General features: G+C 68.8%; 22 protein-coding genes. 3 read left to right on the top strand and 19 right to left on the bottom strand.

Annotated elements, in window-relative coordinates; all coding sequences use genetic code 11:
• Window position 1 precedes the first annotated feature (1 nt).
• The 7 genes from A5756_RS12530 to A5756_RS12500 form a co-directional block, all read right to left on the bottom strand.
• Complete coding sequence (locus tag A5756_RS12530; protein WP_082960021.1) at window positions 2-2,461, bottom strand: [protein-PII] uridylyltransferase; 2,460 nt, start codon at window positions 2,459-2,461, stop codon at window positions 2-4.
• Between the two features lie 46 nt (window positions 2,462-2,507).
• Window positions 2,508-2,846 (bottom strand): nitrogen regulatory protein P-II, encoded by a 339-nt coding sequence (gene glnB, locus A5756_RS12525; protein ID WP_066952569.1) that lies wholly within the window; start codon window positions 2,844-2,846, stop codon window positions 2,508-2,510.
• The gene (locus A5756_RS12520) at window positions 2,843-4,234 is read right to left on the bottom strand and encodes an ammonium transporter (RefSeq protein WP_066952563.1); all 1,392 of its coding nucleotides are present in this window, start codon (window positions 4,232-4,234) and stop codon (window positions 2,843-2,845) included. The genes glnB and A5756_RS12520 overlap by 4 nt, the downstream gene beginning before the upstream one ends.
• 184 nt (window positions 4,235-4,418) lie before the next feature.
• A complete protein-coding gene (gene ftsY, locus A5756_RS12515; RefSeq protein WP_066952561.1) occupies window positions 4,419-5,729 on the bottom strand; it encodes a signal recognition particle-docking protein FtsY in 1,311 nt (436 codons plus the stop codon).
• Between the two features lie 54 nt (window positions 5,730-5,783).
• Complete coding sequence (gene smc / locus A5756_RS12510; protein WP_066952559.1) at window positions 5,784-9,401, bottom strand: chromosome segregation protein SMC; 3,618 nt, start codon at window positions 9,399-9,401, stop codon at window positions 5,784-5,786.
• A gap of 175 nt (window positions 9,402-9,576) precedes the next feature.
• Window positions 9,577-9,870 (bottom strand): acylphosphatase, encoded by a 294-nt coding sequence (locus A5756_RS12505; RefSeq protein WP_066952557.1) that lies wholly within the window; start codon window positions 9,868-9,870, stop codon window positions 9,577-9,579.
• On the bottom strand, window positions 9,857-10,270 hold the full coding sequence (locus A5756_RS12500) for an OsmC family protein (protein ID WP_066952555.1): 414 nt from the start codon (window positions 10,268-10,270) through the stop codon (window positions 9,857-9,859). Before A5756_RS12500 ends, A5756_RS12505 begins: the two co-directional genes overlap by 14 nt.
• Window positions 10,271-10,323: 53 nt before the next feature.
• On the opposite strand from A5756_RS12500, the gene A5756_RS12495 reads away from it, so the two are divergent.
• Window positions 10,324-11,100: a PIG-L deacetylase family protein gene (locus A5756_RS12495; protein WP_066952553.1), complete on the top strand. Its 777-nt coding sequence runs from the start codon at window positions 10,324-10,326 to the stop codon at window positions 11,098-11,100.
• Window positions 11,101-11,154: 54 nt separating this feature from the next.
• Here the strand turns inward: A5756_RS12495 and mutM are convergent, their stop codons facing one another.
• Genes mutM through sepIVA form a run of 4 tightly spaced genes read right to left on the bottom strand, consistent with a single transcriptional unit; the run spans window position 11,155 to window position 14,107 of the window.
• Window positions 11,155-12,015 (bottom strand): DNA-formamidopyrimidine glycosylase, encoded by an 861-nt coding sequence (gene mutM / locus A5756_RS12490; RefSeq protein ID WP_066952551.1) that lies wholly within the window; start codon window positions 12,013-12,015, stop codon window positions 11,155-11,157.
• Window positions 12,016-12,729 carry a ribonuclease III gene (rnc, locus tag A5756_RS12485; protein ID WP_066952549.1) on the bottom strand — a complete coding sequence of 238 codons (714 nt, stop codon included), beginning with the start codon at window positions 12,727-12,729 and terminating at the stop codon, window positions 12,016-12,018.
• Entirely contained in the window at window positions 12,726-13,310 is a 585-nt protein-coding gene (locus tag A5756_RS12480) for a DUF177 domain-containing protein (RefSeq protein ID WP_197505512.1), read from the bottom strand. Before A5756_RS12480 ends, rnc begins: the two co-directional genes overlap by 4 nt.
• A gap of 59 nt (window positions 13,311-13,369) precedes the next feature.
• Complete coding sequence (gene sepIVA / locus A5756_RS12475; RefSeq protein WP_066952700.1) at window positions 13,370-14,107, bottom strand: cell division protein SepIVA; 738 nt, start codon at window positions 14,105-14,107, stop codon at window positions 13,370-13,372.
• Window positions 14,108-14,406: 299 nt separating this feature from the next.
• Here sepIVA and A5756_RS12470 point away from each other — a divergent pair, with 299 nt between their 5' ends.
• On the top strand, window positions 14,407-15,582 hold the full coding sequence (locus A5756_RS12470; RefSeq protein ID WP_082959191.1) for a permease: 1,176 nt from the start codon (window positions 14,407-14,409) through the stop codon (window positions 15,580-15,582).
• Window positions 15,583-15,616: 34 nt separating this feature from the next.
• Here the strand turns inward: A5756_RS12470 and coaD are convergent, their stop codons facing one another.
• From coaD to A5756_RS12445, 5 genes are all read right to left on the bottom strand, one after another.
• Window positions 15,617-16,099 (bottom strand): pantetheine-phosphate adenylyltransferase, encoded by a 483-nt coding sequence (gene coaD, locus A5756_RS12465; protein ID WP_066952547.1) that lies wholly within the window; start codon window positions 16,097-16,099, stop codon window positions 15,617-15,619.
• Window positions 16,100-16,224: 125 nt separating this feature from the next.
• On the bottom strand, window positions 16,225-16,779 hold the full coding sequence (gene rsmD, locus A5756_RS12460; RefSeq protein WP_066952543.1) for a 16S rRNA (guanine(966)-N(2))-methyltransferase RsmD: 555 nt from the start codon (window positions 16,777-16,779) through the stop codon (window positions 16,225-16,227).
• A 10-nt stretch (window positions 16,780-16,789) separates the two neighbouring features.
• Window positions 16,790-17,413 carry a vitamin K epoxide reductase family protein gene (locus A5756_RS12455; RefSeq protein WP_197505511.1) on the bottom strand — a complete coding sequence of 208 codons (624 nt, stop codon included), beginning with the start codon at window positions 17,411-17,413 and terminating at the stop codon, window positions 16,790-16,792.
• 8 nt (window positions 17,414-17,421) lie between these two features.
• Window positions 17,422-18,186: a DsbA family protein gene (locus A5756_RS12450; RefSeq protein WP_066952695.1), complete on the bottom strand. Its 765-nt coding sequence runs from the start codon at window positions 18,184-18,186 to the stop codon at window positions 17,422-17,424.
• Window positions 18,187-18,283: 97 nt separating this feature from the next.
• A complete protein-coding gene (locus tag A5756_RS12445; protein ID WP_066952539.1) occupies window positions 18,284-19,399 on the bottom strand; it encodes an alpha/beta hydrolase in 1,116 nt (371 codons plus the stop codon).
• Window positions 19,400-19,745: 346 nt separating this feature from the next.
• On the opposite strand from A5756_RS12445, the gene A5756_RS12440 reads away from it, so the two are divergent.
• The gene (locus tag A5756_RS12440) at window positions 19,746-20,591 is read left to right on the top strand and encodes an aldo/keto reductase (RefSeq protein ID WP_156659475.1); all 846 of its coding nucleotides are present in this window, start codon (window positions 19,746-19,748) and stop codon (window positions 20,589-20,591) included.
• A 1-nt stretch (window position 20,592) separates the two neighbouring features.
• Here A5756_RS12440 and A5756_RS12435 read toward each other — a convergent pair whose 3' ends face one another.
• The 3 genes from A5756_RS12435 to A5756_RS12425 are packed head-to-tail and all read right to left on the bottom strand — an operon-like array spanning window position 20,593 to window position 25,266.
• Entirely contained in the window at window positions 20,593-21,306 is a 714-nt protein-coding gene (locus A5756_RS12435; RefSeq protein WP_066952535.1) for an HNH endonuclease family protein, read from the bottom strand.
• 52 nt (window positions 21,307-21,358) lie between these two features.
• The gene (gene recG, locus A5756_RS12430; protein WP_066952532.1) at window positions 21,359-23,578 is read right to left on the bottom strand and encodes an ATP-dependent DNA helicase RecG; all 2,220 of its coding nucleotides are present in this window, start codon (window positions 23,576-23,578) and stop codon (window positions 21,359-21,361) included.
• A gap of 2 nt (window positions 23,579-23,580) precedes the next feature.
• Window positions 23,581-25,266 carry a DAK2 domain-containing protein gene (locus A5756_RS12425; protein ID WP_066952693.1) on the bottom strand — a complete coding sequence of 562 codons (1,686 nt, stop codon included), beginning with the start codon at window positions 25,264-25,266 and terminating at the stop codon, window positions 23,581-23,583.
• Window positions 25,267-25,376 lie beyond the last annotated feature (110 nt).

Below are 25,376 nucleotides of genomic sequence, written 5' to 3'. Positions count from 1 at the left end.
GCTAGTCGCCGACCGGCTCCTGGAGCACTTCGACCGTGGGGCCGCCCAACACGGCGAGCAGGTTCTGCTCGATCGCGGCTCGCGCGTCGTGCTCGCCGTGCGCCGGCACCGTCACGCAGAAGACGTCGGCGGCGGTCGAGCCGAACGTGTTGACCTTGGCCCAGACGATGTCGGACCCCGCGCGTTCCAGCGCACGGGTCAACAGCGCGAGCAGACCCAGCCGATCCATGGCCCGGACCTCGAAGATCAACTGGCCGGCGGTCGTCGCGTCGAGCCACAGGATGCGCGGCGGGGCGGTAGACCGGGTGACGGGCACCCCGGCCTGAATCTCGCCGGCCCGGGCCGTCGCGGCGCTGACCGCGTCGCTGTCGCGTCTTTCCAGCGTGCCGAGGACGTCGAGGTCGCCGGCCAGGGCACCGTTGAATTGCTGGCGCAGTAAGCCTGATTCGGGCGGCGAGCCGAACACCGGCGACGCGACGAACTCGACGATCGCCACGCCGTCGTGAATGTTGGCCAACGCCGAATGGATACGCAGGGAGTTCACCGCCAGCACCGCCGCTGCTTTCGAAACCAGCCCGCGCTGGTTCGGCGCGAGCATCACCGCGGTCAAGCGCTCCCGGTCACCGGGGTGCAGCTCCACGTGCACGCCGCGGCCAGCCGCCAGCGAAAGATAGTGGGGCGCAATCGGTTCGGCCTCCGGCAGCGGCTCGCCCGCCATCACCAGCCGGCAGCGACGGACCAAGTCGTCGATCAACGACGCCTTCCAGTCGCTCCACACCCCGGGACCGGTGGACTTCGAATCCGCCTCGGCCAGTGCGTGCAGGAGTTCGAGCAGTTGCGGGTCGCCGCGCAGGGCCGCGGCCACCGACTCGATGGTCTTGGGATCGTTGAGATCGCTTCGGGTGGCCGTGATCGGCAGCAGGAGGTGGTGGCGGACCATTCCCGCGAGCGTGTCGGTGTCCTGGGCCGACAGCCCCAGCCGGTTGCCGATCGGGATCGTCAATTCCGCGCCGAGCACACAGTGGTCCGTGCCGCGCCCCTTGCCGATGTCGTGCAGCAGCGCGCCGAGGGCGAGCAGGTCAGATCGCGCCACGCGGGTGGTGAGCGGGGCCGCGTTGACAGTGGTTTCGACGATGTGCCGGTCGACGGTCCACTTGTGCGAGACGTCGCGCGGCGGAAGGTCGCGCACCGCATCCCATTCCGGGAACAGTCGGCCCCACAGCCCGGTGCGGTCCAGGGACTCGATCGTGTTCACCGCCGTGGGCCCGGCCAGCAGGACGACCAGCAGGTCGTCCAGCGCCTCCCGCGGCCATGGCGAGGGTAAATCCGGGACGCTGTCGGCGAGTCGCTTGAGCGTGCCGGCGCCGATCGGCAGGCCGGTGTCCGCCGACGCGGCGGCGACTCGCAACACCAGGCCGGCATCGGTTTGGGGTTGGGCGTCGCGGGCGAGCACCACCTCGCCGTCGTACTCGACCACCCCCTCGTCCAGCGGTCGCCGCTTCGGGCGCCGCACCAGGGCGGTGAGGCCGCGTCGGGGCAGGGCGTTCTGCGCGGTCCGGAGCCCGGTTTCGGCGTGGTACGCGATGGTGCGGCTGACGCTGGAGAGCATGCGGGACAACGCAAATCGATCCCCGACGCCCAAGGCCGCACTGACCTCGTCGGCGAACTGAGCCAGCAGTTGGTCGAGTCCGCGCTTGGATACCCGGTGCAGTTCTGTGCGGACATCGAGCAGCGTGAGGTACGCGGCGTTCAGCGATCCGCCGGGCGCGTCGGGATGACCCATGCCGTGGCGGTCGATGAGCTGCGCGACGCCCAGCGCGTCGAGCAGTTGGACGTCGCGCAGGCCGCCGCGCCCCGACTTCAGATCCGGTTCGGCCCGCTGAGCGATTCGCCAACACCGTTGCCAGCGTTCATATGTCATGGCGACGAGCTCGTCCATGCGGGACCGGATTGCGCTGCGCCACTGGCGTCGAGCCCCGTCGATCAGCTCCGCCGACAGGCGCTCGTCCCCGGCGATGTGGCGGGCGTCCAGCATGCCCAGCGCGGCCACCAGGTCGCTGTTGGCGACGCCGAGGGCCCCGGACACCGATCGCACGCTGTGGTCGAGCCTGACGTTGGCGTCCCACAGCGGATACCACAATCCGTCGGCGACCCGCTGCAATTGGGTATCAGACTTGTTGTCGTGCAACAGCATTAGATCGAGATCGGAATACGGCAACAGCTCGCGGCGGCCCAGACCACCGACCCCGACGACCGCGAAACCGCTACCGTCGGCGATGCCGATCTCGCCGGCCTTGGCGACCAGCCAGGATTCATGAAGCTCCAGCCAGGCTTTCCGGAGCTCCGCGGCGCCGAGGTGAGCGCCCTCCGACAGCAGTTGGCGCCGCGAGGCAGCCAAATCGGCTGCCCCGCCGGCGCTTCCTGTCCCCGCTTCAGATGACCTGTCGGATGGGCTTGTCATACCCTCCCGGCCCGTCCGGCCTGGTTCAGCAATGTGCGGCTAGGAGTCAGAGGGCATCGGTTCCGCGTTCACCCGTGCGCACGCGCACAATGGTTTCCACGGGGGTTACCCAGACCTTGCCGTCACCGATCTTGCCGGTGCGCGCCGCCCGGACGATGCTGTCCACGACCTTGTCCACGATGGAATCGTCGACCACCACCTCGATCCGCACCTTCGGCACGAAATCCACCGAGTATTCAGCACCCCGGTAAACCTCGGTGTGGCCCTTCTGCCGCCCGTACCCCTGGATTTCGCTGACCGTCATGCCCAGGACGCCCGCGTCCTCGAGGCTGGTCTTCACGTCATCGAGGGTGAACGGCTTCACAATTGCGGTGACTAGCTTCATGCCTGCTCTGCCTCCACTTTGTCGCCCACTCGGTCCTCCTCCAGGCCGTTGCGGTCCTCCAGGGGAACCCGCGCCGCCGGAAGAACGGATCCCTGCCCACCGATCGTTCCGAAATCGTACGCGCTCTCCGCGTGCTCAGACTCGTCGATGCCGGTTGATTCTTCCTCGGCGTCGACACGCAACCCGATCGTGTACTTCAGGATCAAAGCCAAGATCAGCGTGACGATGCCGGAGTAGAAGAGGACGGCGAAGGCGCCGACCGCCTGCCGCTCCAGCTGGGCCCAGCCGCCGCCGTAGAACAACCCCTTCGACACCCCGGCCACCCCGTTGATCGCGGTGGACTCCGGCGCGGCGAGCAGGCCGACCAGCAAGGTGCCCGCCAGACCGCCGACCATGTGCACCCCGACCACGTCGAGCGAGTCGTCGAAGCCGAACCGGAATTTCAGCCCGACCGCCAGCGCGCACACCACTCCGGCCACCGCGCCGACGACGATCGCGCCCAGGATGTTGACCGACGAGCAGGACGGTGTGATGGCGACCAGTCCGGCGACGATGCCGGACGCCGCTCCCAGCGTCGTGGGTTTCCCGTCGCGGATGCGCTCGGTCAGCAGCCACGCGAGCATGCCCGTGGCCGTGGCGACCGTGGTGGTCATGAACGTCGCTCCGGCGGACCCGTTCGAACTGGTCGCCGAACCGGCGTTGAATCCGAACCAGCCGAACCACAGCAAGCCTGCGCCGAGCATCACGAACGGCAGGTTGTGCGGCCGGAACAGCGTGGTGGGCCACCCGCGGCGCTTGCCCAGGACGATCGCCAGCGCCAGGCCGGCCACACCGGAGTTGATATGGACCGCCGTCCCTCCGGCGAAGTCGATGGCGTGCAGCTTGTTGTTGATCCAGCCACCGTGCTCAGACGCGAAGCCGTCGGCGGCGAAGACCCAGTGTGCGACCGGGAAGTAGACCAGCGTCGCCCACAGCCCGGCGAACACCAGCCACGCGGTGAACTTGAGCCGATCGGCCACCGCGCCCGAGATCAGCGCGACGGTGATGATCGCGAACATCAGCTGGAAGGCCACGAACACCGTCGCGGGCATGGTGCCGGCCAACGGGATGTCCACCTGCGTGACGCCCTTGCTCGGGTCCGCCTTGACGGCGTTGCCGCCGATGAGCTTCGCCAGGCCCCAGTAATCGGTCGGATTACCCACGACGCCGCCCCGGTCGTCACCGAACGACATCGAGTAGCCGTAGAGCACCCAGAGCACCGTCACGACGCCCATGGCGCTGATGCTCATCATGATCATGTTGAGCACGCTTCTGGTGCGCACCATGCCGCCGTAGAAGAACGCAAGACCTGGCGTCATCAACAGCACTAGCGCGGAACTCGCCAACATCCAGGCGGTATCGCCGGTATCTGGTTGGCCCAATTGCGGGAATGCCACTCGCTCACCTCCGGTCGGACATGAATGGCCGGCAGGCGACGCCTGTGGCCTGCGAGAACCATGCGCAATTGTTGTTTCCGCAGTGGGGCCGCCGTGTTTCGGCGGTATTAACGTCCGGCTCGCCCTGTAAGGGGTTTCAGCCGAGCAGGGCGTCGACGAAGGCACCCGGCTCGAACGGCGCCAGATCGTCGGGACCCTCCCCGAGCCCGACCAGCTTCACCGGTACCCCGAGTTCCTGTTGGACGCGGAATACGATGCCGCCCTTGGCCGTACCGTCCAGCTTGGTCAGCACGGCGCCGGTGATCTCGACGACCTCGGCGAAGACCCGCGCCTGGGCCAGGCCGTTCTGCCCGATGGTGGCGTCGAGCACCAGCAGCACCTCGTCGACCGCGGCGCGTCGTGTTACCACGCGTTTAACCTTGTCGAGCTCGTCCATCAGCCCGACCTTGGTGTGCAGCCGGCCGGCGGTGTCGATGAGCACCACGTCGGCGCCCGAGGCGATGCCCTTGTCGACGGCGTCGAACGCCACCGATGCCGGGTCGGCGCCTTCGGGCCCGCGTACCACCTCCGCGCCCACGCGGGACGCCCAGGTTTGCAGTTGATCGGCCGCCGCGGCCCGGAAGGTGTCGGCGGCGCCGAGCACGACACGACGTCCGTCGGCCACCAGCACCCGGGCCAATTTGCCTACGGTGGTGGTCTTTCCGGTGCCGTTCACACCGACGACCAGCAGCACCGACGGGTGGTCATCGTGCGGCAGCGCGCGGATCGAGCGGTCCATGTCGGGGTGCAGCTCCCGGATCAGCACGTCGCGCAGTACGGCCTTCGCGTCGGCTTCGGTGCGCACATCGCTGCCGGCCAGGCGGGCGCGCAGCTGCGCCATCACCGACTCGGTGACCACCGGGCCGAGGTCGGCGACCAGCAGGGTGTCCTCGACGTCCTGCCAAGCGTCTTCGTCCAGGTCGCCGCCGCCGATCAGGCCCAGCACGCTGCGTCCCAACGCGTTCTGCGACCTGGCCAGCCGGCCGCGAAGGCGCTCGAGGCGGCCTTCGGGCGGCGCGATGGCCTCGATCTCGGGGGCCGCTGGTGGCGGCTCGGCGGCCGGCGGCGTGGGCGCCGGTGCTACCGGCGGTGCGGCGGGGGTCTCCAGCGTCTCCGGTTCGGGGAGCTCGACCTCCGAGATGGTGCGCCGCGGCGCGTCGCGAGGAATGGTGGCGTCGTCGCCCACCGCGGGCAGGCCCGTGGTGTCGAGCCGATCGGCGGTTGCGGTCTGGCTGAAGGTGATGCCCGACGACGCGGTGTAGCCGCCCGAGCGGTCGATCGCGCCGGGCTCCGGCTTGGCCGTGAAGGTGATCTGCCGGCGGCGGTACCGCACCAGCCCCAGGACCAGCGCCGCGACGACAACCAGGACAGCGACGACCGCGATGGCGATCCAAAGACCTTGGGACACGGTGACATTGTTTCAGGGGCGCGACGCCGCGCGGTCGGCGCGGGGTCTACGCCGCTACGAAGACTGCGAGACCAGCTGCTCCACCTGCTGCCCGCGCATCCGCTGTGAGATCACCGCGGTGATGCCGTCGCCCTGCATGGTCACGCCGTACAGCGCGTCGGCGACCTCCATCGTCGGCTTCTGGTGCGTGATGATGATCAGCTGCGACCGGGCCCTCAGCAGCTCGAACAGGCTGATCAGCCGGCGCAGGTTGGTGTCGTCGAGCGCGGCCTCCACCTCGTCCATGATGTAGAACGGCGACGGGCGGGCGCGGAAGATGGCCACCAGCATCGCCACCGCGGTCAGCGCCTTCTCGCCACCGGACAGCAACGAGAGCCGGGTGATCTTCTTGCCGGGCGGACGGGCCTCCACCTCGATGCCGGTGGTGAGCATGTCGTCCGGATCGGTGAGCCGCAGCCGGCCCTCGCCGCCGGGGAACAGCACCGTGAAGACTTCCCGGAATTCGCGTTCCACGTCGACGAAGGCATCGCTGAACACCTGCAGGATGCGGGCATCGACGTCGGCGACGACGTCCAGCAGGTCCTTGCGGGCGGCCTTGACGTCCTCGAGCTGGGTGGACAGGAAGTTGTAGCGCTCCTCCAGCGCGGCGAACTCCTCCAGCGCCAGCGGGTTGACCCGGCCCAGCTCCGCGAGTTCCCGCTCGGCGCGTTTCGCGCGCCGCTCCTGGGTGGCCCGGTCGTACGGCATCGGAGCGGGCGCGACCACTTGCTCACCGCGTTCGCGCGCCTGCTCGAATTCGGCCATCTCGAGCTCGGTGGGCGGCAGGGCCACGTCCGGCCCGTACTCGGCGATCAGGTCGGGCGGCGCCATTCCGAACTGCTCGAGCACCATCTGTTCCAGCTGCTCGATGCGCATGGCCGCCTGCGCGTTGGCCACCTCATCCCGGTGCAGCGAGTCGGTGAGGGTGGCCACCCGGGCGCTCAACACGTTCACCTCTTCGCGCACCGCCGCCATCGCCGTCGCGCGCTCCTGGCGTTCGGCCGCCAGCGCGTCGCGGATCTTCGACGCCGCCGCGACCACCCTGTCCAGCCGCTGCGCCAGCAGCCGGCCGGAGTCGGCCACCGCGGCGGCCACGGCGGCCGCGCGCAGCCGCGCCTCGCGCGCCTGTTGGGCCCGCAGCCGTGCCTCGCGTTCGGCGGCCGCGGCACGGCGCAGCGAATCCGCGCGCCCGCGCACCGCATTGGCCCGCTCCTCGGCGGTCCGCACCGCCAGCCGGGCCTCCACCTCGGCGCTGCGGGCGGCCTCCGCGGCGGCGGCGATCCGCTGGCGGACCTCCGCATGGGTGGGTTCTTCGGCGTCCGAGTGCTGCGTCTGTTGAGCGTTGCGCAGCCGGTTTTCCAGCTCGGTGACTTCCTCGAGCGTCTGCGCGCGACCGGATTCGAGCTCCTCGCGCTGCCGCAGCAGCCTGCTCCACTCGTCTTCGGTCGTGCGGGCCTCCTGCCCGAGCCGGCCCAGCTGCTCGTACATCGCCGAGATCGCGGTGTCGGACTCGTTCAGCGCGGCCAATGCCTGTTCGGCGGAGTCCTGGCGCGCGGCCTGCTCGGTCAGCGCGCCCGAGAGCGCCGCGGTCAACTGGGCGACCTGCGACTCCGCGGCGGCCAGCTCGCTGCCGGCCTTGTCGATTTCCGAAGTCACCTCGAGCGTGGACAGCTTGCGGTCGGAGCCCCCGCTCACCCAGCCCGCGCCGACCAGGTCGCCGTCGAGCGTGACCGCGCGCAACTGCGGCCGCGTCGCCACCAGTTCGAGCGCCTGATCCAGGTCGTCGACCACCGCGACCCGCGAGAGCATCGCCGTGATGGCACCGCGAAGCCGCGCGGGCGCCTCGATCAGGTCCAGCGCCCATAAGGCGGTGCCCGGCAGGGCGTCGCGCGCCGCCTGGTGGTCGGCGGGCCAGTCACCGAGCACCAGCGCCGCGCGGCCGCCATCGGCCTGTTTGAGGGCGGCGACGGCGGACCGGGCCGCCCCGAAGCTTTCGGCGGCCAGCGCGTCGGCCGCCGATCCCAGCACAGCCGCCAGCGCCGCCTCGTAGCCGGAGCGGACTTTGACCAGCTTGGCGATTGGCCCGAAAAGCCCGGCCTGAGAATGATTTTCGGTAAGCCAGGCCGCGCCGTCCTTGCGCTCCAGCCCGACCGACAGCGCGTCGATGCGGGCCCGCAGCGAGGCCACCCGGCGTTCGGCGTCGCGTTCGGCGGATTGCAGTTCGGCGACGCGTGCGTCGGCCAACCGCAACGCGGCGACGGTCCGCTCGTGGTGCTCGTCCAGACCCACCTCGCCCTGGTCGAGTTCGCCGACGCGGCTCTGCACGGTTTCGAATTCCGCCTTGGACTGCTGCGCGCGGCTGGCGGCCTGTTCGATGCGTTCGGACAGCCGGGCGACGCTGTCGTCGATCGATTCGACCCGCGCCCGCATGGTCTCCACCTGACCGGCCAGCCGCGCCAGGCCTTCCCGCCGGTCCGCCTCGGCCCGCACAGCAGCGAGGTGAGCCCGGTCGGCCTCGGCGGCCTCGCGTTCACGTTCGCCCAGTTCGGCGCGGGCGGCATCGAGCCGCTTGCGCGTCTCGGCCAATTCGGCCAGCAATTGCTGCTCGGCGACGGCCACCCGCTCGGCCTCGGCTTCCAGCTCTTCCGGCTTTCTGGGGTCGGTGTCGCTGGGCGGCGCGGGTTCGGTGTCGAGATGGTGCGTGCGTTCGCTGGCGATGCGGACCGTCGCGGCCACCCGTTCGGCCAGCGCGGACAGCCCGAACCAGGTGTGCTGCACGGATTCGGCGCGAACCGACAGTTCGGTCACCGCCGCCTCGTGCGCGGTGAGCTCCTCGGACGCCACGGCCAGGCGGGCGGCGGCCTCGTCGTGCTCGCGGCGGATGGCCGCCTCGGCCTCGAAGATGGCGTCGCGCTGCACCTGCCGGCTGACCAGGTCGTCGGCCGCCAGGCGCAACCGGGCGTCACGCAGGTCGGCCTGGATGGTCTGGGCGCGACGGGCCACCTCGGCCTGGCGGCCCAGCGGTTTGAGCTGGCGGCGCAGCTCGGTGGTCAGATCGGTGAGCCGGGCCAGGTTCGCCGACATCGCGTCGAGTTTGCGGAGGGCCTTCTCCTTGCGCTTGCGGTGCTTGAGCACGCCGGCGGCCTCTTCGATGAAGGCGCGACGGTCTTCGGGTCGCGACTGCAGGATCTCGTCGAGCTTGCCCTGCCCCACGATGACGTGCATCTCGCGGCCGATCCCGGAATCGCTCAGCAGCTCCTGCACGTCCATCAAACGGCAACTGGCGCCGTTGATTTCGTATTCGCTGGCGCCGTCACGGAACATCCGGCGGGTGATCGACACCTCCGAGTATTCGATCGGCAGCGCATTGTCGGAGTTGTCGATGGTGACCGTGACTTCGGCGCGGCCCAGTGGGGCCCGCGACGAGGTGCCGGCGAAGATGACGTCTTCCATCTTGCCGCCGCGCAGGGTCTTTGCTCCCTGCTCCCCCATCACCCAGGCCAGGGCGTCGACGACGTTGGATTTGCCGGAACCGTTGGGCCCGACGACCGCGGTGATGCCCGGCTCGAAACGCAGAGTCGTCGGCGATGCGAAGGACTTGAAGCCCTTCAGCGTCAGACTCTTGAGGTACACGGCGAGCCAGACTACCGCTCAAATCGCCCGTGCCACCCTCACCGAGGGGTGTCGCCGGGGTCGAAATACAGCCGCCGAACACAGTCGACGCACTGGCCACAGTGACCACATCAGTCACGGGAACGGAAGCGAATCCCGGAGCCGAAACGTGATAGCGCCGGCGCTATCACGTTCGTCAGCGCTCGACGAAGCCTTCGTAACGTTCCCGCGGCTGCGACCAGTCGGCGACGACCTTCTCGACGCGGCCCGGCCTGGGCGGCCACGACTCGCCACCTTCCAGCAGGGCCAGCAGCTTCTCGCCGGCCTCCCGCGGACCCTGAGCGACCACCAGGACGCGGCCGTCGGCCTGGTTGGCCGCGTAGCCGGTCAGGCCCAACTCGAGCGCCCGACAGCGCGTCCACCAGCGAAAGCCGACGCCCTGGACCGTGCCGTGCACCCAGGCGGTGAGCCGGACCTCAGGATCCGACATCGGCGACCTTGAAATTGACCTGCGTGCCGGCTTTCAGCGTGCGCCCCACGGTGCAGACCAGGTCGATCGCCCGATCGACCACCACCAGCAGCCGCTCCCTCTCCTCCGAGGAGAGTCCAGACAGGTCGAGCTCGAGCGTCTCTTCCAGCAGCGGATAGACCTCGCGTTCGCGGTCGGCGTCCCCGGACACCTTGACCACCGCTTTGTAGTCGTCGCCGAGCCGGCGGGCGAGCGGCTGGTCGCTGGACATCCCGCTGCACGCGCCGAGCGCGATCTTCAGCAGCTCGCCGGGGGTGAACACGCCCTCGACGTCCTCCGAGCCGATGAGGACCTGCGCACCGCGCGAGCTGTATCCGGTGTAACGGCGCGATCCCGTGCGCTCCACCCAGAGTTCGGTCATGCCCTACTTTTTACCGGGCGTGCTTTCACCGCGCCCTGGGCATACTGCGTTTCATGGCCACCGTGGTCGCATTCCACGCACATCCGGACGACGAGGTGATCCTCACCGGAGGCACGCTCGCGCGGGCGGCGGCGGGCGGGCATCGCGTGGTCGTCGTCACCGCGACCGATGGGCGCGTGCACAACGCGGAAAGCGATTTCCGGCTGGACGAATTGCGTTTGAGCGCAGACATTTTGGGGGCGCGGCGGGTTGAGTGCCTCGGCTATGCCGATAGCGGTTATGGCCCGCTGTTCTACCCGGACCCGCCGGGACGGGTCCGCTTCGGGCGAGCAAACGTCGAGGAGGCGGCGCAGCGGCTCGCGGCAATACTCAGCGAGGAAGACGCGGACCTCCTGCTCAGCTATCAGCCCAACGGCGGCTACGGCCACCGGGACCATGTCCAGGTGCATCACGTCGGCAAGCGGGCCGCCGAACTCGCGGCGACCCCGCGAGTGCTGGAGGCGACGATGCCGCGCGAATTGCTCTTGCGCATCGGCCATCTCGCCAGTCTGCTGCGGCTGCCGGCGCCCTACGAGCCGCACGTTGCGCGCACCGCGTACGCGCCGCGGGCGAGCATCACCCACCGCATTGACGTCTTCGGATTCGCGCGCCAGAAGCGAGACGCGTTCGCCGCCCACCGCTCGCAGATCGGTGAGTCCAGCGTGGGCGCCCGCATGTACGGGGTCCTACTTCGACTGCCACCCCAGGCGTTCGGCCTGTTGTTTCCCCGCGAGTGGTTTGTCGACCCGGCCTTGCCCGCGGGATCCGCGCGCCGGGACATCTTCGATTGATCCGCCTTCGACCCGCTCGGCGTTGGTGCACGCTGGCAAACCCTGGACGCACAGTCAAACTCGCGGTCGCGGCTGACATCTCGGGCAGAAGAACGACGACCGGTTCATGAACTTCTCCCGGCGCATCACGGCGCCACAGCGCCGGCAGTTCTGCCCCTCGCGGCCGTAGGCGTCCAGCGACCGGTCGAAATAGCCCGATTCGCCGTTGACGTTGATATACAGCGAGTCGAACGACGTCCCGCCTTGCGCGAGCGCGTCGCGCATCACGTCGGCCGCGGCGTCCAGGACGGCGGCCAGCTGACGGCGGCTCAACCCGGCGGCGATCCGGGCGCCGTTGACCTTGGCCCGCCAAAGCGCCTCGTCGGCATAGATGTTGCCGATGCCCGACACCACCGTTTGGTCGAGGAGCTGCCGCTTGATCTCGGAATGCTTGCGCCGCAAGACATTAACGACAGCATCGCGGTCGAAGAGCGGGTCCAGCGGGTCGCGGGCGAGGTGCGCGACGGGGACCGGCACGATGCTGCCGTCCACGCTCACCAGATCGGCGAGCATCCATCCGCCGAAGGTGCGTTGGTCGGCGAAGCTCAGCACCGTTCCGTCGTCGAGCAGCGCGGAGATGCGGACGTGGTCGGCGCGCGGCACTTCCCCCAGCAGCATCTGCCCGCTCATGCCGAGGTGCACCACGAGCGCGGTGTCGGGCTGGCCCGGACCGTCGAGCAGCAGCCACAGGTACTTGCCGCGCCGATCGGTGCCGGTGATCCGGGCATTGAGCAGCCGGGCGGTGAGGTCGGCGGGCCCGGCCCCGTGACGGCGCACGGCGCGCGGATGGTGCACCCGCACGGCCGTGATGGTTTTGCCCACGACGCGGGCCTGCAAGCCGCGGCGCACCACCTCGACTTCGGGCAGCTCGGGCATCTAGACGGACGTTTGTCCGGCGGTGTCCAGCACTTCCAGCGCTTTCCAGGTGGCCGCCGCGGCCTTCTGCTCGGCTTCCTTCTTGGAGCGCCCCACGCCGGAGCCGTATTCGGTGTCCATCACGACGACGACGGCGGTGAATTCCTTGTCGTGGTCCGGGCCCGTGGAGGTGACGACGTAGGACGGCGCGCCCATGCCCCGCGCCGCGGTCAGCTCCTGCAGGCTGGTTTTCCAGTCCAGCCCGGCGCCCAGGGTCGGCGCGGCGTCCAGCAGCGGGCCGAACAACCGCAGGATCACCTCGCGGGCCGTGTCGATTCCGTGCTGCAGGTAGATGGCGCCCAGCAGCGATTCCATGCCGTCGGCCAGGATGCTCGACTTGTCTGCGCCGCCGGTGTTGGCTTCCCCGCGCCCGAGGTAGAGGTGCACGCCCAGGCCGTCCGCGGACAGCTTGCGCGCGACGTCGGCCAGCGCCTGGGTGTTGACGACGCTGGCCCGCAGCTTGGCGAGGTCCCCTTCCGAACGGTCGGGATGCCGGTGGTAGAGCTCGTCGGTGATGGTCAGGCCGAGTACGGCGTCGCCGAGGAATTCCAGCCGTTCGTTGGTCGGCAGCCCGCCGTGCTCGTAGGCGTAGCTGCGGTGCGTCAACGCCAGCGAGAGCAGCTCGTCGGGCAGCTCGACCCCGAGGGCATCGAGCAGGTCTTGCCGTGACGTCACTGCTCACCCCGCGCAGCGTCGGCCTCGGGATACATTCCCGCCAGCTTGGCCCACCGCGGGTCGATGCGGTCGTGGTGATGGTCTGGCTCGGCCGCGAGGGCAACGCCGCATTCGGGGCACAAACCCGGGCAGTCGGGCGTGCACACGGGCGAGAACGGCAGCTCCAGTCCCACGGCATCGACGATCGACTGCTCGAGGTCGATGATGTCGTCGACGATGTGACCGACCTCGTCTTCCTCGGTGGTCGCCTCGGTCGTGCTGTCGGGGTAGGCGAACAGTTCGGTCAACCGGACCTGCACGTGGCCCTTGACCGGGGTCAGGCAACGGGAGCATTCGCCCACGGTGGGCGCATCCACCGTCCCCGTCACCAATACGCCCTCGGAGACCGACTGAACTTGCAGGTCGAGTTCCAACGGAGCGCCCGCCTCGATCGCGATCATGTCGAGCCCGATGCGCGACGGGGTGGGCACGGTCTTCCGCAGGGTCACCATCGCGCCGGGGCGCCGCCCGAGCCGGGCGATGTCAATCGTCATCGGCGAGCTCAGATGGCGCCGCGAGGTGGTGCTGTGCTGCCGCGTCATATCAGAAATCCTACGGCGCGGGCCGCATAATTCCAGGGCGCGGCCGCCCGGTCGACGCGCTAGCGCACCGCGTAGTCGTGCGTACCGGCCGCCGTCCGGAGTTGGTGGCGACCGCGCCCGACCGAGCGCAGGGTGCCGTTGAGGAATTCCTCGAACTCGGCGAGCTTGTTGTCGACGTAGATGTCGCATTCACCGCGCAGCCGGTCGGCCTCGGCGTGCGCCGAGTCGATCAGCCGGGTGGCCTCGGCGTTTGCCGCCTCCACCACGCTGTTCTGCGATACCAGGCGCTGCTGCTCCTTGATGCCCTCTTGCACGGCCTTCTCGTAGGAGATGTTGCCGTTCTCAAGCAGCCGGTCGGCCTCGGCCTGCGCGCGGCCGACGCTGGCCTCGTACTCGCGTTTGGCCGCCGTGGCGATGCGCATCGACTCCTCGCGGGCCTCGCCGACCATCCGCTCGCTGTGCTGGCGGGCCTCGCTCACCATGCGGTCGGCCTGCGCTTTTGCGTCGGACAACAGCCGGTCGGCCTCCGCGCGGGCGTGGTTGAGCATCGACTCCGACTCGGTGGTCGCCGAGGAGACCATGGAGTCGGCGTGCGACTTGGCGTCCTGCAGCATCGAATCGCGCGCGTCGAGCACGTCCTGGGCGTCATCCAGCTCGCCGGGGATCGCATCCTTGATGTCGTCGATCAGTTCCAGCACGTCACCGCGCGGCACCACGCAGCCGGCCGTCATCGGAACGCCGCGTGCTTCTTCAACGATGGCGCTCAGTTCGTCGAGCGCTTCAAAGACTCTGTACACGGCCATGTCCTCCTGGCGTCTGCAAAAACCCTGTTGTTACTAGTGTGCCTGGTGTTGCCTTTGTGACAGCGGTGGCGAGGTCGGTGTGTCGGACATTTGACCGCGACAACGACGCGAAACGCCGCCAAAAACCGGCTTCGGCCTCGCCGTCATCGGTGAAATGCATCGAAACGCCCGTCCGCGCCGCCAAGGTTGGCTGCACCTGTTGCGGCCATTCTAGGGATCGCGGAGGCTCCAGGCGCTTGACCTATACCCCTAGGGGGTATAGGTTTGGGGGCCCAGCCCATCGAGGGGAAGGATTGGAACTCGTGCTAGCAGCGGTCGGACACGCCCTGGCGGTGGCGGGATCGATGACGTGGGAAATCCTGTGGGCGCTGATCTTGGGGTTTGCCCTGTCGGCGGTGGTGCAGGCGGTGGTGCGGCGCTCGACCATCGTGGCGCTGCTGGGCGACGACCGGCCGCGCACCCTGGCGCTGGCCGCCGGCCTCGGTGCGGCGTCGTCGTCGTGCTCGTACGCCGCGGTGGCGTTGGCCCGATCGCTCTTCCGCAAGGGGGCCAGCTTCACCGCCGCCATGGCATTCGAGATCGGCTCCACCAACCTGGTGGTGGAACTGGGCATCATCTTGGCCCTGCTGATGGGCTGGCAGTTCACCGCCGCGGAATTCGTCGGCGGCCCGCTGATGATCGTGGTGCTCGCCGTGTTGTTCCGGTTGTTCGTGCGCTCTCGGCTTGTCGATGCCGCCCGTGAGCAGGCCGACCGCGGAATCGCCGGCTCGATGGAAGGCCATGCGGCCATGGACATGTCCATCAAGAAGCAGGGCTCGTTCGCTCAGCGCCTCTTTTCCAGGGAGGGCTTCACGTCCGTTGCCCACGTGTTCGTGATGGAGTGGCTGGCGATCCTGCGCGACCTCGTCCTGGGCTTGTTGATCGCGGGGGCCATCGCGGCGTGGGTACCCGAAAAGTTTTGGCAGGTCTTCTTTTTGACCGACCATCCGGGCTGGTCGACGATATGGGGTCCGATCGTCGGACCAATCGTGGCGATCGTGTCCTTCGTCTGCTCGATCGGCAATGTCCCGCTGGCCGCGGTGCTGTGGAACGGGGGCATCAGTTTCGGCGGTGTCATCGCGTTCATTTACGCCGACCTGCTGATCCTGCCGATCCTCAACATCTACCGCAAGTACTACGGCACGAAGATGATGCTGACGCTGCTGGGCACGTTCTACGCCGCCATGGTCACCGCGGGCTATCTGGTCGAATTGATTTTCGGCGCAGCGAGTCTCATTCCCAAGCAGCGCAACGCCACGGTCATGGAAGCGACGATTTCGTGGAACTACACGACCTGGCTCAACATCGCCTTCCTTGCCGTCGCGGCCATTCTGGTGGTCCGGTTCGTCACCACGGGCGGAGTTCCGATGGCACGGATGATGGGCGGCTCCCCCGACGGTGGGCACGACCACGATCACGAGTGCCACTAGCTAATGGCGTGAAAACTCTTGAGCGAGTGAGGATTTAGGACCGGCCGGCGAGCTTCTCGCGCAGGCGGCGATTGACCGGTTCGGGCAGAAGTTCCGAGACGTCGCCGCCCAACAGCGCAACCTCTTTGGCCAAGGACGACGACACGAACGAATACCGCGGCGTCGTCGCGACGAAAAACGTGTCGACGCCGGCGATGTGCTTGTTCATCTGCGCCATCTGCAGCTCGTATTCGAAGTCGGTGCCGGTGCGCAGGCCCTTCACGATCGCGGTCATCCCCTGCGACCTGACGAAGTCCACCACCAGGCCCTGGCCGGCCTCGACGCGCAGGTTGGGCAGATGTGTCGTCGACTCGTTGATCATCGCGATCCGCTCGTCGAGTTCGAACATGCCCTTCTTGGCGGGATTGGTCAGGATCGCCACCACCACCTCGTCGAACTGAGCCGCCGCCCGCTCGAAGACGTCGATGTGGCCCAACGTCACTGGATCAAACGACCCCGGGCATACCGCGCCACTCATGACGCGCGCCGGCGACGATGCGGAACACAGAGATGAGACGGAGGTACGCCCCCGCACGTGGGAGGTACCCCCTCCCGCTTGCGGGGGAGAGCGGCGCACATGACGACAGACGGTACACGCCCGCCTCACAGTCGTTCGGCCATCTCCAAACGGGTGTCGCCGTACACGCGCGGCGGCCAGACGGACCAGCCGCGCGGCCAGGTCAGCTCCGCGCCGAACGCCGCCCGCTCCACCACCGCCACGGTTCCGGCCTGCGTCCAGCCGTGGGTGTCCAAAGCGGCCAGCGCGGCTTCCACGTCGGCGGCCTCGACGTCGTAGGGCGGGTCGGCCAGCACGAGGTCGACCGGGCTCTGGGTTCCGGTCGCCAAGACGGTCGCGACCGCGCCGCGGCGCACCGCCGCGCCGGGAAGACCGAGCGCGTCGATGTTGCGTGCGATGACGGAAGCGCTGCGCTGATCCGATTCCACGAACAGCGCCGAGGCCGCCCCACGCGACAGCGCCTCCAATCCCAGTGCGCCGGAGCCGGCATAGAGGTCGAGCACCGCGACGCCGTTCAGGTCGCGCCGCACAGTCAAGATGTTGAAGAGCGACTCACGCACCCGATCGGTGGTCGGCCTGGTCCCTCGCGGCGGGACGGCGATGCGCCGGCCGCCTGCCACGCCGCCGATGATCCGGGTCACCTGCCACCACTTACAGCAGCGTCGACCAATAGTCCCAGAACCGCGCCATGATCAGCAGAAACACCGCGGTGAACCACAGCGCGGCAATGGACCACCGCCACTGGTACAGCACCCACGCCACACCGCGTCCCCGGCGTTGCAGCGCCGGGGAGAACACGATCGAGGCGACGACCACGAGCAGCGTCATGGTGGCCGCCCAGACCACCATGCAGTACGGGCACAACGCGCCGATGCTGTACAGGCTCTCGTAGATCAGCCAGTGCACGAACACGGCCCCGATCAGCAGCCCGATCATCAGGCCGATCCAATACCATTGCGGCAACGCCACTTTGGTCACCGCGAGCAGCCCGGTGACGACCACAACGGTGAACGCCCCCAGGCCGAGCAGCGGGTTGGGGAATCCCAGCACCGACGCCTGCGGCGTGACCATCACCGAACCGCACGACAGGATCGGGTTGAAGTTGCACGACGGCACGTACGCCGGGTTGAGCAGGAGGTCGATCTTCTCCACGGTCAGCGTCGCGGAGGCCACCAAGCCGATCACACCGGCGATCAGCACCCACCACGCGCTCGGCAAGGGCACGCGCGCTTCGGGACCCGATTCCGGTGTCAGGCCGGCGGTTTGGGCTGACACCGGGGTGGTCACGTGGCCGGGGGGGTCGCGGCGCCGTCGATGCCCGGCACGTCGCCCACGATGCTCTTGATCTTGGCGACCAGCGCATCGGGCGTGGACGGGTCGTAATCGTCGCCGTTGATCTTGATGGTCGGCGTGGCGTTGATCTTCGCGGCCGCCGCCTCACCCGTGACCTTGGCGATGTACTTGCCGCTGTTGATGCAGTCGGGCACCTTGCCCACGACGCCGGCCTCGCGCGCGAGTTCGATCAACCGGGCGTTGTCGGGAAAGCTGGTGCCGCGTTCGCTGGGCTGCAGGTCGGTAGTGAACAGCGCGGTGTGGAATCGGCGGAACGCGTCAAGGGACTCGTCGGCCACGCACAGGGCCGCGGCGCCCGCGCGCGACGAGTAGTTCTGGTTCCTGGAGTTGTCGAGGATCGACACCATGGAGTAGTCGGCCGCAATAGCGCCGACGTCGATCAGCCTGGAGACCGTCGGGCCGAAGGTGCGCTCGAAGTTGCCGCAGGCCGGGCAGAGGAAGTCCTCGTAGAAAGTGACCACGGCCTTGGGGTTGCTCGTACCGGGCTGGGTGACCAGCTTGCTCGATGTCACCCGCACGGTGTCGCCCGCGCCGATGGCCGCGGTCTTCTTGTGGTGCGTGACCACGATGTAGGAGACCAGCGCGACGAGGAAGATGACGACGACCGCGGTCCCGCCGATCTGGAGGAGTCGGCCCGATTTACCGTCGGCGGCCTTCATGTCAAAGCGCGGGGGGCGTTTGGATTTGTCGGCCACAGTTTCCGTGATCCTTCGGTGCTCGGGTTGTCGTTCGGTGGTGGACGTCACTCGTTCGTGGGCGCCTCTAGATTACCGGCGGCGACCGCGCAACAGGTCAGACCCGGCTCATGTGGGCGCGCAGCGCGGAAATCAACTCGGTGGTCGCGGCGGCGCTGCCGCCGCCGAGCTGGAACAGATTGGCGAAGCCGTGCGTCAGCGACCCCATGCACCGCAGATCGACCGCGGTCCCGGCGGCCTGCAGGGCCGCCGCGTAGCTCTCGCCTTCGTCGCGCAATGGGTCGAACCCGGCGACGGCGATCAGCGCGGGCGCCAGCCCGGCCAGCGACTCGGCCAGCAGCGGCGAGACCTGCGGGTCCGCCCGGTCGATGCCCGAACGCCTGAGGTATTGCGACTCGAACCAATCGATGTCGCGCTTGGTCAGCAGGAACCCGCGGGCGAACAGGCCCATCGAACGGGTCTGCGCGGTGAAGTCGGTCCGGGGGTAAATCAGCCACTGCAGCACGGGGGCGGGGTCACCCTCGTCGCGCGCCCGTTGGCACACGACGGCGGCCAGGTTGCCGCCCGCACTGTCGCCGCCGACCGCGACCCGCCCGGGCGCGGCGCCGAGTTCCCCGGCGTGGTCGTACGCCCACCTGAAGGCGGCGTACGCGTCCTCGACCGCGGCCGGCGCCGGGTGCTCGGGAGCCAGGCGGTAGTCGATCGACAGCACGTGGATGCCGGCGTCACGGCACGTCAACCGGCACAGCGCGTCGTAGGAGTCCAAGTCGCCGATCGACCATCCGCCGCCGTGGTAGAAGACCAGTACGGGCGCGGACGCGCCGTTGGCGGGACGGTAGTGACGCGCCGGGATCTCGCCGGCCGGCCCGGGCAGCGACAGCTCCTGGACGTCGACGTGGATCTGCGGCCCGGGAAGCTCCAGCGACAGCTGGCGCATCTGAGCGCGGGACGCGCCCGGATCGTCGTCGACGACCAGGCCGTCGATGCCGACGGCGCGCAGACCGGAGAGCATCAGCTGAAGCGTGGGGTCCAGTGTGTTGCCGTCGATGGTCACCGAGCGGCCACCGAACAGCGCGCGCTTGGCGGGGGTCGGGATCCACGGAATGACCTTGACCCCGATCGTGGAAACCGCGCCCTGCATGCGACTGGTCAGGCGCATGGGCGTGTGCTTCACGCCGAGGTGCAGGTCCGGCGCGGGCACGCTCTTGGTCATGGGTACTCCCTCGAATAAAACGTCGTAACGCTCGACGCTGCCCGCCGTCGTCTCGGAGCCCTCCGGCCCCGGCGGCCACCGGTGAGTGCCCTTGGTGCCGGGCGCGCTGCGCGGCCGACAGGGCACTTGCCGGTTCCGGTGCGCCGTGTGACCAACACTACGTGGTCACGATTATGCGAAATGCAGACCAGGGTCCGATAACACTGCGCGCCCCGCCCCGGCGTTTGACGAGGTGGTATTTTGCAGCCCGGTAATATCGCGCCGATGGAATGGCGTCGATCTCCTCGCTCGATGACGACATCCGGTTTGGTCCACGAACGTTTAATTTCATAGGCAGGTGAATACATTGGCTGGCGAGTCGGGCGTTGCCGTGCCCTCGATAGCTCTTAATGACGAAAACACGATGCCCGTCCTTGGCCTTGGCGTCGCGGATTTGTCGGAGGACGAGACCGAGCGCGCGGTCTCCGCGGCGCTGGAGATGGGCTGCCGGCTGATCGACACCGCCTCGGCCTACGGCAACGAAGCGGCCGTCGGCCGCGCGATTGCGTCCTCCGGGATTCCGCGCGCCGAACTGTTCGTCACCACCAAACTCGCCACCGCCGACCACGGGTTCCTGCGCTCCATGGAGGCCTGCAAGGAGAGCCTGGAGCGGCTGGGCCTGGATTATCTCGACCTGTACCTGATCCACTGGCCGGTCCCGGCACGAGGCGAATATGTGAATTCCTTCGGCGGGCTGATCCAGTGCCGCGGGGACGGGCTCGCGCGTTCGATCGGCGTCTCGAACTTCACCGACATACACGTGACGGACGTCATCGACCTGAGCTTTGTGACCCCGGTGGTCAACCAGGTCGAGTTGCACCCGCTGCTCAACCAGGAAGCGCTGCGCAAAACCAACGCCGAACACAACGTGGTTACCCAGGCCTACACGCCGCTGGCGCTCGGCAAGTTGAACGACAACCCGACGGTGACTTCCGTTGCCGGCGAGTACGGCAAGACGCCTGCGCAGGTGCTGCTGCGGTGGAACCTGCAGCTGGGCAACGCGGTCGTCTTCCGCTCCGCCAATCCCGAGCACATCGCCGGGAACCTCGACGTGTTCGACTTCGAGTTGGCCGCCGAGCACATGGACGCCATCAACGGGCTCAACGACGGCACCCGGCTGCGCCCGGACCCGAACACCTACGACGGCACCTGACCTAGCCCGCCGGGCAGGTGGCCGCCGCCTGACGCAATATCGGAGTCGACGGCTGGTCCACCGGTAACGAATAGCCGCGCAGCACGGCGATGAACTGCATGGCGTACTGACAGGCGAACGCGGCATTCGGCGGCATCCACAGCGCCGGCGGCGCGTCGCCCTTGTCCTGATTGGCCTGTCCTTGGACGGCCAGGAGGTTGGCCGGATCGTTGGCGAACCGCAGCCGCTCGCCCGCCGGCCAGGCATAGGCGCCCATGTCCCAGGCGTAGGCGAGCGGGACGATGTGGTCGATCTGCACCGCCTCGCCGACCTTGGCGCCGCGCTGGAACGCGATCGTGGTGTTGGTATACGGGTCGTGCAGGGTGCCGGTGGCCACCGCGTCCGGACACCGTTTGGTCGACACATAGGTCTTGTCGACGAGGTCGCGGTTGAGGATGTCGTCGCGGGTGTCGCAGCCGTTGTGCCCCAGCGGGGCGTCGTTGTCGTCGTCCCACGCGTCGCCGAAGGCCGCCCTGCGATAGTCGTACCGGTGTGCGCGCAGCGGCAGCACCGCGATGCCCGCGAGCACGTCGGTGCCGGGTTGCACGGTGGGAACGTCGGCGCGAGCCGCGTACTCGGCGGCATGCCTGGCGGTCGAGGATCCGACCGTCTGGTAGGCGATCAGCAGCGCGAGCGCCGCGACCGCGGACAACCACAGCAGCACCTTGCGATTCACCGGCGCCGTCCCCCACAAGTGGGAGGTGCCCCCACTGCATCGTCGCCGGCGGTCACGACTTGTCCAGGTATTCGATCCGGTCAGTGTTCACGAAAGGCGCTGCCAGCAAAGCCAATTCGGGGCTGGCCGGATCATCGGCGTAGGCCCGCACGCAGAAGTCGCGCGCGGCCTCGATGACGTCGCGATGGTCGGCCAACGAGAGCAAGCGCAGATTGATCGCTCGACCGGACTGGTTGCGGCCCAAGACGTCTCCCTCCCGACGCTCCTTGAGGTCCAGGTCGGCGAGCGCGAACCCGTCCAAGGTGGCGGCAACGGCGGAAAGCCGCCGGCCCGCCGGTGACTCCGGCGAAACCCAGCTGGCGAGCAGGCACAGGCTGGGATGCTGGCCGCGGCCGATGCGGCCGCGCAGTTGATGCAGCTGGCTGATCCCGAAGCGGTCGGCGTCCATCACCAGCATCACCGTGGCATTGGGAACATCCACACCCACCTCGATGACGGTGGTGCATACCAGCACATCGATCTCACCGGCCCGGAAGGCTGCCATCGCGGCGTCCTTCTCGTCGGCGGACAACCGCCCGTGCATCAGCGCCAGACGCACATCGGCCAGCTCGCCGGAACGCAGCCGGGCGTAGAGACCCTCGGCGGTTGCCGACGGTCTGACGTTCTGCTCCTGCTTCTCCGCGTCGTCGGTCTCGTCGATCCGCGGCGCCACCACGTAGGCCTGGCGCCCGGCGGCGACCTCTTCGATGACACGCCGCCAGGCCCGCTCGAGCCACGCGGGCTTGTCCTTGACGAAGATGACGTTGCTGGTGATCGGCTGGCGTCCGCGCGGAAGCTCGCGCAGCGTCGAGGTTTCCAGATCGCCGTAGACGGTCAACGCGACCGTGCGCGGTATCGGTGTCGCCGTCATCACCAGCAGGTGGGGGGTGACGCCGGGACGGGCCTTGGCGCGCAACTGGTCTCGCTGTTCGACACCGAACCGGTGTTGCTCGTCGACCACCACCATGCCCAGGTTGTGGAATTCCACCGCGTCCTGCAACAGCGCATGCGTGCCGACGACGATCCCGACCTGACCGCTTGCCACTTCGTCACGGACTTGCTTCTTCTGCGCCGCCGTCATCGAACCGGTGAGCAGGCCGACCCGGGTCGCGTTGTCCGCGCCGCCGAGCTGGCCCGCCATCGCCAACGGGCCGAGCACGTCATTGATCGACCGCAGGTGTTGGGCGGCAAGGACTTCCGTGGGCGCAAGCAGCGCACACTGATAACCGGCATCCACCAGCTGCAGCATCGCCAGCACCGCGATGATGGTCTTGCCCGAACCGACCTCACCTTGGAGCAGGCGGTTCATCGGCCGGGTTGCCGACAGCTCTTGCCCGAACACGTCGAGCACCTCGCGCTGCCCCGCGGTCAGCTCAAATGGCAACCGCCGCAGCAGTTCCGCGGCCAGACCGTCGGGGCGCGGCGGCGCCGGGGGCCCGGATTCCGACAACTCGCTGTGCCGCCGGGCGACCAGCGCCCACTGCAGCCCGACGGCTTCGTCGAAGGTCAGGCGCTCCCGCGCCCGCCTCCGTGCCGCCTCGTCTTCGGCCAAGTGGATGTCGCGCAACGCGAGGTCTTCGGAGACCAGGCCGTAACGGCCGCGCAGGTCGGCGGGCAGCGGGTCGTCCACCGGATCCAGGACGTCGAGCACTTGGCGCACGCACCTGAATATGTCCCAGCTCTGCAACTTCGTGGTGGCCGGATAAATCGGAAAGAAGGCTCGCTCGAAGGCCGCCATCTGCACCTCGCCGGTGGTGGCTTGCGAGGCGATGGCGATGTTCTTCAGGGAGCTGGTGCCGCGGTTCTTGCCGTCCGGGGAGTCGAGGATGAGGAACGCCGGGTGCGTCAGCTGCATGACGTTGTTGAAGAATCCGACCTCCCCGGAGAGCATCACCTTGGCGCCTTCGGTCAGGTCCTTCTTCAAATAGTTCGCGTTGAAGAACGTCGCGGTCACCTTGTTGCGGCCGGCGCCGAGGGTGATGCGGTGGCACAGCTTCTTCGGGGTCTTCTTCATCGGCCACGTCTTGGTTTCGGTGATCGTGTCGACGATCGTGATGTGCTCGCCGGCCGGCGGGCGTTGATCGTCGGAGCCCCAGCGGGTGGCGCCCTCGGTGTAGCTGCGCGGATAGTGGCGCAGCAGATCGTCGACGGTCCGGATGCCCAATTCCTCGTCGAGCTGGTCGGCGGCCTTGGCGCCCACCACGAAGTCCAGCCGGTCGCCCAGCGACGCCACGGCTACTCGACCCCGATCAAGAGCGCATCACCGCGATGGCCGGTGCGGTAGGTGACGAGTTCGGTTCCCGGGTGGTGGTCGTGCATGTGCTTTTCCAGGACGTCGCCCACGGCCGCCGCGTTCTCTTGCGTGTCGATGTCGGCGCCGACCAGCACCGTCACCAGGTCGCCGCCGGAGGCCAACAGCAGGTCGAGCAGGCCGATGGCAGCCGCGACCGCGTCGGCGGCCACGATCAACACCTCGTCCCCGGCGATCCCCAGGCCGTCGCCCGGCTGGCAGCGGCCCGCCCACGTCAACGCGCTCTCGGTCGCGATGCGCACCGATGCGTGCCGGGCGGCACCGGCGGCACGGGCCATCGTGTAGCCGTCGTCCACCGCCTGCCGGTCGGTTTCGTGCACGGCCAGCGCGGCCAGCCCCTGCACCATCGACCCCGTCGGGATCGGCACCACGTCGATACCCCACCCGATGGCCGCGGTGCACCCGGCCACCAGCTCCTCGGCGGGCACGTAGCCGTTGGGCAGCACCATCACCTGCGCAGCAGCGGTGTCGACCACCGCCCGCATCAGCTGGTGGGCGCTGATGTTGGGTTCGTTGGCGGCCGGATCGCGCTGCAGCACACAGGCACCTTCGCCGCCGAACAGCTCGGCGGCGCCATCGCCGTCGACCACCGCCAGCACGGCGCGTTCCCGTGTCCAGCCACCGGCCGGCAGCCCCGTGCCGCCGGAGCTCAACGCAGAAATCACGATGCGACTCAGCCGCCCAGCCGCCAGCCCCGCCTCGACCGCGGCGCCGGCGTCGTCGGTGTGCACGTGCACCGAGTACGTGCAATCGGCCGACGACGGCGCGGCGGCGATGCCCACGGAGTCCCCCAGCTCCCCGAGCCGGTCGCGCAGCGCGTCGGCCGCGGACGGATCGCATCCGTCCAGCCGGTACATCACCTCGAACTGCGGTGCCGGCCGCTCGGCGGCGCCGTCCGGTTGCGGTGCCGGCGGCGAGAGCTCGTACACCGTTCGGGCGGGCGCCTGGCCGGTGACGGTGGTGCGCAGGGCGTCCAGTAGGACCAGCAGGCCCCGCCCGCCGGCGTCCACGGCACCGGCGTCGGCGAGCACGTCGAGCTGTTCGGGCGTCTTCTCCAGCGCGACGACCGCCGCATCGCCGGCGGCGATGATCGCCGCGGCGAGCCCTTCCCCGGCCTGGGCGCACTCCCCGACGGCGTCGGCCGCGGCCCGCAGCACCGAGACGATGGTCCCCGGGATCTCGTCCCCGCCCATCGAGGTGATGACCAGGTCCACGCCGCGGCGCAACGACGCCTCGAGGATGGCCGCGTCCATGTGGGGCAGCTCACCGCCGGAATCGGTGGCCGCGAGGGCGGTGACGTCGGCGATGCCCCGCAGGATTTGGGACAAGATCACGCCGGAATTGCCGCGGGCGCCGTTCAGCGCACCGGCCGACATCGCCGCGGCCGTCCGGGCGACGCAGGCCGAGCCGCCCTCGGAATTGACGCCCGCGTTGGCCTCGGCCAGCGCCGAGCGCATGGTGAACAGCATGTTCGCGCCGGTGTCGGAATCGGCAACCGGAAAGACATTGAGCCGGTTGATCTCATCGATGTGGGTGATCAGGTCGCTGACGGCGGTGTGCGCCCAGTCCCGCAAGGTGATGGCGTCCAGCAGACGCTCCGACGCTCCCAGTGTTACCCACCTCCTCCACACCCAGCTCCCGGTGGGCGCCAGCGTAGCTCGGCGGCCCGGGCGACGGCTGCCCGTGACCACCACCCGCCGGCGGGGCGATCCGACCCATT

This window comes from Mycobacterium sp. 852002-53434_SCH5985345, from assembly GCF_001667155.1.
Lineage (GTDB): Bacteria > Actinomycetota > Actinomycetes > Mycobacteriales > Mycobacteriaceae > Mycobacterium.
This window is presented reverse-complemented; position numbering and strand designations above follow the sequence as displayed.

Coding starts and splice junctions, on each gene's coding strand:
- A5756_RS12530 (WP_082960021.1), bottom strand. CDS start 2,461: ATGACAAGCCCATCCGACAGGTCATCTGAAGCGGGGACAGGAAGCGCC.
- coaD (WP_066952547.1), bottom strand. CDS start 16,099: ATGAGTGGCGCGGTATGCCCGGGGTCGTTTGATCCAGTGACGTTGGGC.
- A5756_RS12500 (WP_066952555.1), bottom strand. CDS start 10,270: ATGACCGAACTCTGGGTGGAGCGCACGGGATCGCGCCGTTACACCGGA.
- mutM (WP_066952551.1), bottom strand. CDS start 12,015: ATGCCCGAGCTGCCCGAAGTCGAGGTGGTGCGCCGCGGCTTGCAGGCC.
- A5756_RS12480 (WP_197505512.1), bottom strand. CDS start 13,310: ATGACGCGGCAGCACAGCACCACCTCGCGGCGCCATCTGAGCTCGCCG.
- A5756_RS12445 (WP_066952539.1), bottom strand. CDS start 19,399: ATGACCAAGAGCGTGCCCGCGCCGGACCTGCACCTCGGCGTGAAGCAC.
- glnB (WP_066952569.1), bottom strand. CDS start 2,846: ATGAAGCTAGTCACCGCAATTGTGAAGCCGTTCACCCTCGATGACGTG.
- A5756_RS12495 (WP_066952553.1), top strand. CDS start 10,324: ATGGCCACCGTGGTCGCATTCCACGCACATCCGGACGACGAGGTGATC.
- A5756_RS12520 (WP_066952563.1), bottom strand. CDS start 4,234: ATGTTGGCGAGTTCCGCGCTAGTGCTGTTGATGACGCCAGGTCTTGCG.
- A5756_RS12505 (WP_066952557.1), bottom strand. CDS start 9,870: ATGTCGGATCCTGAGGTCCGGCTCACCGCCTGGGTGCACGGCACGGTC.